We start from the raw sequence: 13,703 nt of genomic DNA on the forward strand, positions 1-13,703 counted from the left end.
TGCCCTCCCTATATCTGTCTGTAATGAACACTTGGAAATACGAGGCAAACCAACATGCTGAGCTTGAAAACATTCCTTCCCGCCTGTGCCATTGCGCTGAGCGTGGCAGGTGCCGCGGCGGCGGATAAACTGCCGCTGAACGAGATATCGCAATATCTGAACACCCTGCGCACGGCCCAAGGTGATTTTACACAGATCAACGACGACGGGTCGATCAGCACCGGCGAGATTTTCATCAAGCGCCCCGGTCGCGTGCGGTTTGAATACAACGCCCCCGAAACTGCGCTGGTCGTGGCCGGTGGCGGTGCTGTGGTGATTTACGATTCGAAATCCAACGCCCCACCCGAAACCTATCCGCTGTCAAAAACGCCGCTGTCGATCATTCTGGCGGACAATGTGGACCTGGGGCAGGCGCGGATGGTCACAGGCCATGACTATGACGGCACGGCCACCACCGTGACGGCGCAGGATCCCGCGCATCCCGACTATGGCAATATCCAGCTTAAGTTCACCGGCAACCCGGTGCAGCTGCGTCAGTGGGTGATCAACGACAGCAGCGGTTCCAGCACGACAGTGGTGCTGGGCGACCTGAAAGTAGGCGGCACGCTGGCCAACAGGATGTTCGACACAGGCAGCCCGGGCAAAGCACCGGGCCGCTAAGGACCGACCGTCAGCGGCGGCAACCGGCCAGCTGCGTGGCGTACATATTGGCGCGGGCATCAACGTTGCCCGCGACCTGCACCAGCCACGTCTTGCTGTTGTAGCTGCCGCGCGCAAAGCCTGTCTGCCCTTCGTGATAGGCCAGATATTGATTGCGCGCATCGGTCAGCGCAACGCTGTTACGCTGGTTGGTGGTGTTCATGTACCAGCCCATGAAATCGGTCGCATCCTTGATGCGGTCGCGGCGGGCGCGGTGTTTTCCGGTCTCGCGCTGGTACTCTTCCCACGTGGCATCCAGCGCCTGCGCATAGCCATAGGCGCTGCTTTGGCGGCCCATGGGAATCACCCCGGCCGCATAGCGGAAGGGCGTGCGCGCATTGGCGATGAATTTGCTTTCCTGGTGGATCGTGGCCATCTGCACGTGAACCGGCACGCCCCAACGGCGTTCGGTGGCGCGGAAGGCCCGCATGTATTCCGGGCGCTGCTGTGCAATGACACAGGCATCGTCCAATCCGCGTGGCGCAGTCGATTCACCGCCCCCACACGAGGCCAACACCAACAGCGCGATCATAGCTCGCAAGGTTCTGCTCATTTTTTATCACTCTGCCTCAGGGTTCCACCACATTAAACGGGCGGATTATTTTGATTCAATATAGCCGATTTTGTCGCTCGGGGAAATCCTCTTTGCGCAGATCGGCGTGGTCCCGCGATTTGATGCCGCGTCAACACTGTTATAGGTGATGCCACAAACTGTTTCTGTGCTCAGGATCGCAGTTTCGTGGACAAATCCTGCTTGAAAAGGCTAGGTTCCAACGATAGGGGCTAAAACTTATGTTGAGATTGCGCGCCAAATATCACCTCGGACAAGTTGTCCGTCACAAGAAACACCCCTTTCGCGGGGTGGTTTTTGACGTGGACCCCCAGTTTGCAAACACCGACGAATGGTATGAAGCGATTCCCGAGGACAGCCGTCCGCGCAAGGAACAGCCGTTTTATCACCTGTTGGCCGAGAACGACCAAAGCTATTACGTGGCCTATGTGTCCGAACAGAACCTGGTCGCGGATTATTCCGGCGAGCCGGTGGATCACCCGGATATTCCTGACCTGTTCGGCCCGTTTCAGGACGGCGCCTATCCCCTGCACTTCCAGCTGAACTAGGCGGCGTCGGGCGCGCGGTCTGATCCGCGCACCCCGTCTGTATCAGTACCCCAGCGCGCAGCCGTCCTTGCGTGGATCGCTGGCACCTTCCAGTACACCGGTGTCATGCACCTTGATCGCCTGCGCACCGCCAAGGGCCGAATCGGGAATTTGCACCGTGTGGCCCATGTCGGCCAGCTCCTGACGCACGGCGTCGGAATACCCACGCTCGACCTGCAACACGCCTTTCTCGGGAAAGCTGCGGGGCGCGTCGATGGCCGACTGTGGGTCCATGCCGAAATCGGACAGGTTGGTGGCAAAGCGGGCGTGGCCTGCGGGCTGGTACTGGCCGCCCATCACCCCGAATGGCATGATTGGTTTGCCGTTCGACCGGATGATGCCCGGAATAATCGTGTGCATCGGACGCTTGCCGCCTTTCAGTTCATTCGGGTGCCCGTCGGTCAGCGAGAATCCCGCGCCACGGTTCTGGAACAGGATGCCGAACTTCTCCGTAGCGATGCCCGAGCCGAAGCCGTGGAAGATCGAATAGATCAGCGAGACGATCATCCCGTCACCATCGACGACGGTGATATAGATCGTGTCCTTGTGCATCGCTTCCGAAATGTCGGTCGCGCTGGCCATGGCGCGTTTGGGATCGATCAACGCAGCCAGCTTCGCCGCCGTATCCTCGGACAGCAGGTGGTCCAGTTTGGTCATGTGATCGGGGTCCGCCAGAAAGCGGTTGCGGGTGTCATAGGCCAGCTTGGCGGCCTCGGCCTCGATATGGGCGCGCTGGGCGCCGAAGGGGTCCATCGACGCGAGGTCAAAGTTCTTGAGGATGTTCAGAAGCAACAGCGCGACCGCACCCTGACCGTTTGGCGGATGCTCGACCACTTCGATGTCTTTGTACGCGCCTGCCACGGGGATCGTGTCGGTGCAGGCGGCGTTGGCAAAGTCCTGCGCCGTGTGCACGCCGCCCATTGCGGTCAGCGTGGCGATCATGTCTTCGGCCACCTCGCCGGTATAGAACGCATCGCGCCCGTTCTTGGCGATGCGGCGCAGCACCTCGGCCTGCTTGGGTGCGCGGAACATCTCGCCCGCCTTGGGGATCTGGCCGTTGACCATGAACGTCTCGCGGGCAGACCCTTGCAAGGCTGCGGCGCAGGGAATCCAGTCCGCCGCCACGCGCGGGGCGACGGGCACGCCTGCTTCGGCGTAATGGATGGTGGGGGCCAGAAGGGCGTCAAGGCCCAGCTTTCCCACACGCTCGGACAGGGTGCAGAACGCGTCGATTGCGCCCGGCACCGTGACCGCGTGGGGGCTGCCCAATGGAACGGTGTCGTGGCCCGCATCGCGCAACAACGCGGCATCCAGTCCGGCTGGCGCGCGGCCCGATCCGTTCAGCGCATTGACCTTGGTTTCGCCCGGCATCGACCACAGCACAAAACAATCACCGCCGATGCCTGTCATTTGCGGCTCGCAGATGCCCAGCAGAACAGCCCCCGCAATGGCCGCATCCATGGCGTTGCCACCGCGTTTGAGAATGTCGATGGCAGTGGCTGCGGCCAGCGGGTGCGACGTTGCGCACATTCCGTTCGTGGCCATGACGGGCGAGCGGCCCGGGAAGTGAAAATCGCGCATGGTGGCTCCAGTTGTATCTGACAACAGATACCTAACGGGGCAAATGCCAAAGGCCAAGCGTGCAGCGATGGGGGGAAGTAGGTCCTCGGTGCCGTGCACTGGGTGGGGGCTGTTACACACGACACCGAGGGAAGCTATATGCAGCTACAGTTACATGTTTGCCCGTTGATCAAGGCGGGAATGAGGAGCCATTCAGGCCCTTTTGGGATTTGCGTGAACAGTCCTGCCATATTTGGCGAATTCCCCTGAACTATCAGATCCCGCAGGCATCTTTCGACAGGGCCATGCGCAGCGACAGGTGATTGACCTGCCCGCGCCGGTGATAGGCGACATCCTTTGCCAGGTCTTGGATCAGGAACCAGCCATAGCCGCCTTCCGGCAGGTCCAACAGATCGACATCCACGTTCACAGGCAGCCCCAGCGGCGTGCTTTTGCCCGGTATCGGCAGACCCAGATCGGTGAACTCGAAATGCAGCCCGTCCCGGCGCAGGCGACAGCACAGATGTATCGGCCCCCTGCGCTGGCCATTCGCATAGGCGTGTTCGACAATGTTGTTTACAACCTCGGCCAGCACCAGTTCGATCGCGCCCAGTTCCTCTACATCCAGCGCAAGGTCGGCCAAGCCTCGTTTCAGCAGATCAAAGGCCTGCCGTGCCGCCATTGGCCCGCTGTCGACCTGAACACGCACCTTTTGCAGGGAGGGTTGCGCCGGATGTACCGGACTGTCGTTCAGGACCACGTCAGGCCACCAGCGCGTTGCGCGCATCATCCAGCGTCGGGTACAGGCTGAACACGGAATCCATACGTGTCAGCTTGAACACCTTGTCCACTGTCGGCGTCAGGCCCGCCAACGCCAGTCTGCGTTGTGGGGCCAGGTGTTTCATCGCGGCGACGATTGCACCCAGCCCGCTGGAATCGATAAAGTCGACCGCCGACAGGTCCAGTATCACCAGATCGGGGCCATTGGCCGTCTCTGCCCGCATCGCATCCTTGAATTCAATGGCCACCGCCGCGTCGATCCGCGTGCCAAGGACCGCAACAATCTGCACCTGGCCTTCTGTTTTGCTCGACAGTTCCATAGTATTCCCTAACGTCTGACGCTCGGGCACATATTAAGGACGCAAGTCTTACCAACTCGTAACCACGGGTGGAACAAACAGAAGGTGATATATGACTGACGTGATCATTGCCGGCGCATCCCGCACGCCGATGGGCAGTTTCCAAGGCGCGCTTTCGGGTCTGTCTGCGTCCGAGCTGGGCGGTGCCGCGATTCGCGCGGCGATGGCCGGTGCCGGCACAGATACGGTGGACGAGGTTCTGATGGGCTGTGTGCTGCCCGCAGGACAAGGGCAAGCCCCCGCGCGTCAGGCCGGTTTCGCCGCCGGTCTGGGCAAGGAGGTGCCCGCCACCACGCTGAACAAGATGTGCGGATCAGGGATGAAGGCGGCGATGATCGCCTTTGACCAGATCGCGCTGGGTCACACCGATCTGATGATCGCGGGCGGCATGGAAAGCATGAGCCAGGCACCGTACCTGTTGCCCAAAATGCGCGATGGCGCGCGTCTGGGGCATGGGCAGGTGATCGACCATATGTTCCTTGACGGTCTGGAGGACGCCTATGACAAGGGTCGCCTGATGGGCACTTTTGCCGAAGACTGCGCCGAGGCGTTCCAGTTCACCCGCGAAACGCAGGACAACTACGCGCTGGCCTCGCTCAGCCGCGCGCTTGAGGCGCAGAACAGCGGTGCCTTTGCCGATGAAATCGCCGCCATGGACATCACGTCGCGCAAAGGGTCTGTCACGGTCAGCGCCGACGAACAGCCCGCCAGCGCCCGGCCCGAGAAGATCCCTCAGCTCAAGCCCGCGTTCCGCGAGGGCGGCACCGTCACCGCAGCCAATTCGTCGTCAATCTCGGATGGTGCTGCGGCCTTGGTCCTGAGTTCGGCCGAGGCGGCCAAGGCACGTGGACTGACCGTGCGCGCGCGCATTCTGGGACATGCCAGCCACGCGCAGGAACCGGGCCTGTTCACCACGGCCCCGGTGCCCGCCGCGCAAAAGCTGCTGGCGCGCATCGGCTGGACCAAGGACGACGTGGACCTGTGGGAAGTGAACGAAGCCTTTGCCGTCGTGCCGCTGGCCTTCATGCACGAAATGGGGCTGAGCCATGACATCGTGAACGTCAATGGCGGCGCCTGTGCCTTGGGGCATCCCATCGGTGCATCGGGCGCGCGGATCATCGTGACGCTTCTGAACGCACTGGAAAAACGCAACCTGAAACGTGGCGTTGCCGCGATCTGCATCGGCGGCGGCGAAGGCACGGCCATCGCCATCGAGCGTCTGTAAACTTCACCCTTCTGCCGTCGGATTACGGATCGGAGGTTCAGGGGAGCAGGCACATCCATAGCCGGTCGCGGCACTGTCCGTGAATTCGGGCTATTTTTGAGAGGAGTAACTCAATGGGGTCCACAACACCGGTCATAGGGATTGTTGGCGGTTCGGGGATGCTTGGCTCTGCGATTGCGACAGCGATTTTACGCGACGGGGCTATTGCGCCGGAGTGTTTCTGGATCTCGAACCAAAGCGGAAAGGTTCCGGACCTGGGGCAGGGGGCGGATATTCATGTCACCTCGAACAATCAGGACCTTGTTGACGCCTGCGACGGGATCATCCTGTGCGTGCCGCCCGCCCGGTTTCCCGACCTGAAGATCAACGCCAGCGGCAAGCTGGTCATTTCGGTTATGGCAGGTGTGATAATCGACCGGATCGCGGCCCAGACTGGTGCGTCGCGCGTCATCAGGGCCATGAGCAGCCCGGCGGCGGCGCTGGCGCTGGCCTATTCCCCGTGGTGCGCAAATCCCGCCGTCACCGACGAGGACCGTAAAACCGTCGAGCTGGTTCTGCGCGCCTGTGGCAAGACGGACGAGGTGTTCGACGAAAGCCACATAGACCATTTCACCGCGATAACCGGACCTGTCCCCGGGTTCGTCGCGCTGTTTGCCCAGTGTATGGCGGACTATGCGGAAAGCCAGGGCATCGACGCCAATGTGGCGGATCGTGCCGTGCGCCAGCTGTTTTTGGCAGGCGGAACAATGCTGGCCGAAAGACCCGAGAGACCGGCGGATCATGTGCGCGGCATGATCGACTATGCAGGTACGACCGCCGCCGGGCTGACCGCGATGATCGATGCGGATCTGCACAGCACAATCAGCGATGGGCTGTTGGCGGCGGCGAACAAGGCAAAGTCACTTTAGCCGTCGGCAAAGGGCACCAGGCTGTGATGCCTGCGTGAAATTTTCTGTTGCTTTTTCACGCAATGCGGAGCACCGTGAAATTAAGCTTCTAGTTTTCACGACCGAGTCGCCGCCATGATGCAATCTGCCCCCGACACCGCCAAAACGCTGGGCGCCGATCTGCGCGCGCTGCGCAAGGCGCGAGGGATCACCTTGCAGGACATGGCGGATGCGCTGAACCGTTCGGTCGGCTGGCTCAGCCAGGTCGAACGTGACCTGTCCGAGCCGTCGATCACCGACCTGCGCCATATCGCGGCCCATCTGGGTGTATCGGTGTCGATGTTGTTCCGTCACGCCGCCGCGCCCGCCCACGAGGCCGGATACATCGTGCGCAAGGGTGCGCGCCGCCCCATTGGTTCGCCCATCGCGGGGCTGGTCGAGGAACTGCTGTCCCCTGACCTGACCGACGATTTCGAAATGGTGCATTCCACCTTTGCGCCCCGTTCGGAAATCATCCATGCGGTCACCCGCCCCACGCAAGAGGTCGGTTACCTGATCTCGGGCACGCTGGACCTGGAGATTGCGGGCACGCGTTACACAATCCACCCCGGCGACAGCTTCCGTATCCGGGGCGAACCGTTCCGCTGGATGAACCCCCATGACGCGCCCGCCGTGGCGATCTGGGTCATAGCACCCCCCGTTTACTGATGGCCACGGCAAAGGAGTCCCTCGAATGCTGACCGGAAGCTGCCTGTGTGGCAGCGTGACCTTCACCGCCACGGCCACGGCCAAAGACCCCGCTGCCTGCCACTGCACACAATGCCGCAAGCAATCGGGTCACATCTGGGCCTCGGTTCAGGTGCCGCTGTCGGCCTTTGAGATGCAAGGCGACGTGCGCTGGTTCGAGGCCAGCGACACCGCCAAACGCGGATTTTGCCCCACCTGCGGGTCGTCCCTGTTCTGGAAAAGCCATGCCGAGGACGAAATCGGCGTGGCCATGGGCGCGCTTGATGTCCCCACAGGGCTGACCCTGACCCGCCATATCTTCACCGAGGACAAGGGCGATTATTACCAGATCCCCCCTGCACAGGACCCCGACGCATGAGCACATTTCCCACCACAGCCCGCGTTGTTATCATCGGCGGCGGGGTGGTCGGCACCTCGGCGCTGTACCATCTGGCCAAGGCAGGGTGGACCGATTGCGTCCTGCTGGAAAAGAACGAGCTGACCGCAGGCAGCACGTGGCATGCGGCCGGCAACTGCCCCAGCTTCAGCACGTCATGGGCGGTGATGAACATGCAACGCTATTCGCTGGGCCTGTATGCAGGGCTGGCCGAGGCGGTGGATTATCCGATGAATTATCACGTCACGGGGTCGGTGCGGCTGGGCCACACGCGCGAACGGATGCAGGAATTTGAACGCGCCCGTGCCATGGGCCGCTATCAGGGGCTGGACCTTGAGATGATGGCGGTGGCCGACATCAAGGACCGCTATCCGTTCATCGAAACGCATGATCTGGCGGGCGCGCTGTGGGACCCCGACGATGGCGACATCGACCCCGCGCAACTGACCCAAGCCCTTGCCAAGGGCGCGCGCACCATGGGCGCGCGCATCGAACGGTTCTGTCCGGCGACAGGCGTCAGCCGTCAGGGTGCCGAATGGATCGTGCACACGGCCAAGGGCGACATCCGCTGCGAAAAGGTGGTGAACGCCGCCGGTTACTATGCCCAGCGTGTCGGGGAATGGTTCAAACCCTACGGCGGGCGCACCGTGCCCATGACGGTGATGAGCCATCAGTATTTCCTGACCGAAGACATCCCCGCGCTGGCCGACTGGACCCGCGACAACGGCCGCAAGGTGCCGCTGCTGCGCGACGTGGACAGTTCGTATTACCTGCGTCAGGACAAGAACGGCCTGAACCTTGGCCCCTACGAGCGGAACTGCCGCGCCCATTGGGTGACCCCCGACGATCCGATGCCCGAGGATTTCAGCTTTCAGCTTTATCCCGACGATCTGGAGCGGCTGGAATGGTACATCGAGGACGCGATGGCCCGCGTGCCGATCCTTGGCACCGCCGGCGTGGGACGGGTGATCAACGGGCCAATTCCCTATGCGCCCGACGGCCTGCCGCTGATCGGCCCGATGCCTGGCGTGCCCAATGCGTACGAGGCTTGCGTGTTTACCTTTGGCATCACCCAGGGTGGTGGCGCCGGCAAGGTGCTGGCCGAATGGGTGACCGAGGGGCAGACCGAATGGGACATGTGGTCCTGCGACCCGCGTCGCTACACCGATTACACCGATCAGGACTATTGCAACCAAAAGGCGCTGGAAACCTACGGCCACGAATATGCCATGCACTTTCCGCACCACGCATGGCCCGCAGGCCGCGACCGCAAGCTATCACCTGCCCACGATCAGGTGCTGGCCAAAGGCGGCGTCATGGGGGCCTACAACGGCTGGGAACGCGCCAACTGGTTTGCAATGGCGGGCGACGACACCAGAGAGGCGGCCACCCAGACGTGGGATCGCAACGGTCCGTGGACGCAGCGCGTGCGCGAAGAGGTCGAAGCGGTGCGCGACGATGTGGGCGTGCTGGACCTGCCCGGCTTTTCGCGGTTCAACCTGTCCGGGGCTGGTGCCGCCGAATACTTGCGCGGCAAGATAGCGGGCGGGTTGCCCAAGATCGGGCGCATGAACCTTGGCTATTTCCCCGACCGCCGTGGCCGCATCCTGACCGAAATGTCGATCCTGCGGCAGGGCGAGGATGCCTTTACCCTGATCACCGCCGCCACGGCGCAATGGCACGACTGGGACGTGTTGCACACCGACCTGCCCAAGGGGCTGACACTGACCGACCATACGAAAGAGTATGGCACGCTGATCGTCACCGGCCCCAACAGCCGCGCCTTGTTTGAACGTCTGGAGACCCAGGCTGATTTGACCGCCCCCTGGCTGACGCATCAGGCTGCCACCGTCGCAGGCAGGCAATGCACCCTTGTCCGGGTGTCCTTCGCGGGCGAGTTGGGCTGGGAAATCCACGCGGCCAACGCGGACATCGGTCCGCTGTACCGGGCCGTGACGGACGCAGGCGCCAAACCCTTTGGCATGTACGCGCTGAACGCCCTGCGCATCGAAAAAGGCTATCGCACGTGGAAGGGCGACCTGAGCACCGATTACACCCTGTTCGAAGCCGGCCTTGAGCGTTTCATCAAGCTGGACAAGCCACAGGATTTCCCCGGCAAACAAGCGCTGCTGGCTGAACATCAGCGCGGCCCGGCCAGACGCTTTGCCACCCTGATCGTTGACGCAGGCGAAGCGGATGCCCCCTATATGTCGACGCTGTGGCACGACGGTGCAGTCGTGGGAGAAACCACCAGCGGCGACTGGGGCTACCGCGTGAATGCTTCTATCGCGCTGGGCATGGTGCGCGCCGATCTGGCCGTCGCAGGTACGGAATTGCAAGTCGCCATTTTCGGCACCAAACACCGTGCCGTGGTCCAGCCCGACGCACCCCTGTGGGACCCGCAAAACGACCGCTTGCGGGCCTGAGCGCATGACTGCTAACGCACGCGCCAGTCACTCTGGCACAGGAACAACACGATGACGAAAATAACCCTTCTCGACGGCGGCATGGGCCAAGAGCTGATCCACCGTGCAGGCGACCGGCCCACACCGCTGTGGTCCACTCAAGTGATGATCGACCACCCCGGCCTTGTCGCCGAGGTGCATCGCGATTTCGCCGCCGCAGGGGCCACCGTGGCCACCACGAACACCTACGCCATCCACCGCGACCGCTTTGTCGGCACCGACGTGGACGGTCAGTTCCAGACGCTGATGGACCGCGCATTGACCGAAGCACGCAACAGCAAGGTGTCGGTGACTGCAGGCGCTATCGGCCCGCTCGTCGCCTCTTATCGGCCCGACCTGCACCCTGATGCCGCAACCGCGATCCCGCTCTATACCGAAGTGGCCAGCCTGCTGGCCCCGTCCTGCGCTCTGCTGATCTGCGAAACCGTCGCCTCGCTCGACCACGCCCGCAGCGTTCTGGCTGGTGCGACCACCACTGGCAAACCTGTCTGGCTGTCCATCACCGTCGATGACCGCGACGGCACCAAGCTGCGTTCGGGCGAAGCGGTGGCGGACATCCTGCCCATCGCGGCAGGAAAAGCCGCCGCGGTCCTCGTCAACTGTTCGGCCCCCGAGGTGATCCCCGCAGCCCTCGCAATCCTGTCGAAGGGCACATTGCCTTACGGCGCTTATGCCAACGGCTTTCAGCGCATTACCGAGGAATTCCTGCAATCGCGCCCCACTGTCGCCGACCTGCAAACCCGCCACGATTTCACGCCCGCAGCCTATGCCGATCACGTCATGGCCTAGGTCGACGCCGGCGCCACCATCGTGGGTGGCTGTTGCGAGGTCAGCCCCGCCCATATCGCCGAGATTGCGCGCCGCCTTACCGCAGCGGGCCACACGCTGAGCCGACCCTGATTTCCTTTTACCCCCGCACCCCCGCCTGATCACGGAGACTGCCATGCCCGACCTGCCCACACATGCCCGCGTCGTCATCATCGGTGGTGGTGTCATCGGGTGTTCCGTCGCCTATCACCTGACGCAACTGGGGTGGCGTGATGTCGTGCTGTTGGAACGCAAACAGCTGACCTCGGGCACCACGTGGCACGCCGCAGGGTTGATCGCACAGCTGCGCGCCTCGGCCAACATGACCAAACTGGCGAAATATTCGCAGGAGCTGTACGGCAACCTCGAGGCTGAAACTGGTGTTGCCACTGGCTTCAAGAGGGTCGGCTCAATCACCGCCGCCCTGACGGCCGAGCGCCTGGAAGAGCTGCACCGTCAGGCTGCCATGGCCCGCGCCTTTGGTGTCGAGGTGCAGGAAATCAGCCCCTCCGAGGTCAAGGCGAAATACCAACACCTGAACATCGACGGTGTCACGGGCGGTGTCTATCTGCCACTGGACGGGCAGGGTGATCCGTCCAACATCGCGCTGGCACTGGCCAAGGGCGCGCGGCAGCGCGGTGCGCACATCCAGGAACGCGCCGCGGTCACCAACATAACCCGCACGGGCCGCCGCGTGACCGGCGTGAAATGGCAGGGCGCGGACGGCAGCAACGGTCACATCGCCTGCGACATGATCGTGAACTGCGCGGGCATGTGGGGTCATCAGGTCGGGCGGATGGCCGGGGTGAACGTGCCGCTGCAAGCCTGCGAACATTTCTACATCGTCTCCGAAGTGATCCCCGGCCTGACCCAGATGCCGGTGCTGCGCGTTCCCGACGAATGCGCCTACTTCAAGGAAGACGCGGGCAAGATCCTGCTGGGCGCGTTCGAACCGGTCAGCAAGCCATGGGCGGTAAACGGCATTCCACACGACTTTGAATTCGACCAACTGCCCGAAGACTTCGATCATTTCGAACCGATCCTTGAAGCGGCAGTCAACCGGATGCCGATGCTGGCCGACGCGGGCATTCACACGTTCTTCAACGGTCCCGAAAGCTTTACGCCAGACGATGCCTATCACCTTGGCCTTGCGCCCGAGATGGGCAACGTCTGGGTCGCGGCAGGCTTCAACTCGATCGGCATCCAGTCGGCGGGCGGGGCCGGGATGGCGCTGGCGCAATGGATGGAAGCGGGCGAGAAACCTTTCGATCTGGGTGATGTGGACATCGCGCGGATGCAGCCATTTCAGGGCAACAAGACCTATCTCGCCGCCCGCTCCACCGAAACGCTGGGGCTTTTGTACGCGGACCACTTCCCGTACCGCCAGAAGGCCACCGCACGCGGTATCCGCCGCACGCCGTTCCACCATCACCTGCTGGAACAGGGGGCGGTCATGGGCGAACTGGCCGGGTGGGAGCGGGCCAACTGGTACGCCAACCCCGGCCAGACGCCGGAATATGCCTATAGCTGGAAGCGCCAGCCGTTTTTCGACAACATCGCCGCCGAACACCGTGCCGTGCGCGAGAATGTCGGCATTTACGACATGTCGTCCTTTGGCAAGATCCGGGTCGAAGGGCCGGACGCCTGCGCCTTTCTCAACCACATCGGCGGCGGGCAGTATGACGTGCCCGTGGGACGCATCGTCTATACGCAGTTCCTGAACCCGCGCGGCGGGATCGAGGCGGACGTGACCGTGACCCGTCTGAGTGAAACCGCCTATCTGGTCGTCACCCCCGCGGCCACACGGCTGGCCGACCAGACGTGGATGATGCGCCACAAGGGGGATCACAACGTGGTGCTGACCGACGTGACCGCGGGCGAGGCGGTGTTGGCCGTCATGGGCCCCAACGCGCGCAGGCTGTTGCAGATGGTGTCACCTGCTGACTTTAGCAATGACACCAATCCCTTTGGCACCGCGCAAGAGATCGAGATCGGCATGGCGCTGGCCCGCGTGCACCGCGTGACCTATGTGGGCGAGCTGGGCTGGGAGGTGTACATCAGCGCCGATATGGCAGGCCACGTGTTCGAGGTGCTGCACGCCGCAGGGCAGCAGATGGGGGCAAAGCTGTGCGGAATGCACATGATGGACACCTGCCGGATGGAAAAGGGGTTCCGTCATTTCGGCCATGACATCACCGCCGAGGATCATGTTCTGGAAGCGGGCCTTGGCTTTGCGGTCAAGCTGGACAAACCGGCCTTTGTCGGGCGTGACGCGCTGCTGCGCAAGAAGGAGGCGGGGCTGGAGCGTCGTCTGGTGCAGTTTCGCCTGACCGACCCCGAACCGCTGCTTTATCACAACGAGCCTGTGCTGCGGGATGGCAAGATCGTGGGGCAGCTCAGTTCGGGGGCGTATGGTCATCACCTTGGTGCGGCCATGGGCATGGCTTATGTGCCGTGCGCGGGGCAAACCGTGGACGAAGTGCTGGCGTCATCCTATGAAATAGACGTGGCAGGCCGTCGTTACGCAGCGGAAGTATCGCTGAAGCCCTTCTATGATCCGACAGGTGCGCGTACCAAGGTCTGACGGCTCTGGTGCACCCTGAACGCGGGTGCTAGGCAACAGGCACACCATCAGGACAG

The 13,703-nt window shown here is 62.7% G+C and carries 12 protein-coding genes and 1 pseudogene; 9 read left to right on the top strand and 4 right to left on the bottom strand.

Features of this window, described 5'->3' with window-relative positions; all coding sequences use genetic code 11:
- Positions 1 to 54 precede the first annotated feature (54 nt).
- On the top strand, positions 55 to 660 hold the full coding sequence (locus BUC08_RS14015) for a LolA family protein (protein ID WP_037923162.1): 606 nt from the start codon (positions 55 to 57) through the stop codon (positions 658 to 660).
- A gap of 10 nt (positions 661 to 670) precedes the next feature.
- Here BUC08_RS14015 and BUC08_RS14020 read toward each other — a convergent pair whose 3' ends face one another.
- The gene (locus tag BUC08_RS14020) at positions 671 to 1,252 is read right to left on the bottom strand and encodes a transglycosylase SLT domain-containing protein (protein ID WP_028955352.1); all 582 of its coding nucleotides are present in this window, start codon (positions 1,250 to 1,252) and stop codon (positions 671 to 673) included.
- 239 nt (positions 1,253 to 1,491) lie between these two features.
- Here BUC08_RS14020 and hspQ point away from each other — a divergent pair, with 239 nt between their 5' ends.
- Positions 1,492 to 1,818: a heat shock protein HspQ gene (gene hspQ, locus BUC08_RS14025; RefSeq protein WP_028955351.1), complete on the top strand. Its 327-nt coding sequence runs from the start codon at positions 1,492 to 1,494 to the stop codon at positions 1,816 to 1,818.
- A gap of 42 nt (positions 1,819 to 1,860) precedes the next feature.
- On the opposite strand, the gene BUC08_RS14030 is transcribed toward hspQ, so the two are convergent.
- The 3 genes from BUC08_RS14030 to BUC08_RS14040 form a co-directional block, all read right to left on the bottom strand.
- Positions 1,861 to 3,438 (bottom strand): gamma-glutamyltransferase family protein, encoded by a 1,578-nt coding sequence (locus BUC08_RS14030; RefSeq protein WP_037923163.1) that lies wholly within the window; start codon positions 3,436 to 3,438, stop codon positions 1,861 to 1,863.
- Positions 3,439 to 3,691: 253 nt separating this feature from the next.
- Positions 3,692 to 4,207 carry an ATP-binding protein gene (locus BUC08_RS14035; protein ID WP_224769706.1) on the bottom strand — a complete coding sequence of 172 codons (516 nt, stop codon included), beginning with the start codon at positions 4,205 to 4,207 and terminating at the stop codon, positions 3,692 to 3,694.
- Positions 4,179 to 4,517 (bottom strand): STAS domain-containing protein, encoded by a 339-nt coding sequence (locus BUC08_RS14040; RefSeq protein ID WP_037923164.1) that lies wholly within the window; start codon positions 4,515 to 4,517, stop codon positions 4,179 to 4,181. The genes BUC08_RS14035 and BUC08_RS14040 overlap by 29 nt, the downstream gene beginning before the upstream one ends.
- Positions 4,518 to 4,608: 91 nt before the next feature.
- On the opposite strand from BUC08_RS14040, the gene BUC08_RS14045 reads away from it, so the two are divergent.
- The 7 genes and pseudogenes from BUC08_RS14045 (at position 4,609) to BUC08_RS14075 (ending at position 13,647) form a co-directional block, all read left to right on the top strand.
- Entirely contained in the window at positions 4,609 to 5,781 is a 1,173-nt protein-coding gene (locus BUC08_RS14045; protein WP_037923165.1) for a thiolase family protein, read from the top strand.
- A 113-nt stretch (positions 5,782 to 5,894) separates the two neighbouring features.
- On the top strand, positions 5,895 to 6,689 hold the full coding sequence (locus BUC08_RS14050) for a pyrroline-5-carboxylate reductase family protein (RefSeq protein WP_037923168.1): 795 nt from the start codon (positions 5,895 to 5,897) through the stop codon (positions 6,687 to 6,689).
- 114 nt (positions 6,690 to 6,803) lie between these two features.
- On the top strand, positions 6,804 to 7,376 hold the full coding sequence (locus BUC08_RS14055; RefSeq protein ID WP_037923171.1) for a helix-turn-helix domain-containing protein: 573 nt from the start codon (positions 6,804 to 6,806) through the stop codon (positions 7,374 to 7,376).
- Positions 7,377 to 7,401: 25 nt separating this feature from the next.
- On the top strand, positions 7,402 to 7,773 hold the full coding sequence (locus BUC08_RS14060; protein ID WP_037923173.1) for a GFA family protein: 372 nt from the start codon (positions 7,402 to 7,404) through the stop codon (positions 7,771 to 7,773).
- A complete protein-coding gene (locus tag BUC08_RS14065) occupies positions 7,770 to 10,217 on the top strand; it encodes a GcvT family protein (protein WP_037923176.1) in 2,448 nt (815 codons plus the stop codon). The genes BUC08_RS14060 and BUC08_RS14065 overlap by 4 nt, the downstream gene beginning before the upstream one ends.
- 51 nt (positions 10,218 to 10,268) lie before the next feature.
- Positions 10,269 to 11,156, top strand: a pseudogene (locus BUC08_RS14070) (homocysteine S-methyltransferase family protein).
- Positions 11,157 to 11,199: 43 nt separating this feature from the next.
- Positions 11,200 to 13,647 carry a GcvT family protein gene (locus BUC08_RS14075; RefSeq protein WP_037923179.1) on the top strand — a complete coding sequence of 816 codons (2,448 nt, stop codon included), beginning with the start codon at positions 11,200 to 11,202 and terminating at the stop codon, positions 13,645 to 13,647.
- The last annotated feature ends 56 nt before the right edge of the window (positions 13,648 to 13,703 follow it).

This window comes from Pseudosulfitobacter pseudonitzschiae (assembly GCF_900129395.1).
GTDB classification, from domain to species: Bacteria; Pseudomonadota; Alphaproteobacteria; order Rhodobacterales; family Rhodobacteraceae; genus Pseudosulfitobacter; species Pseudosulfitobacter pseudonitzschiae.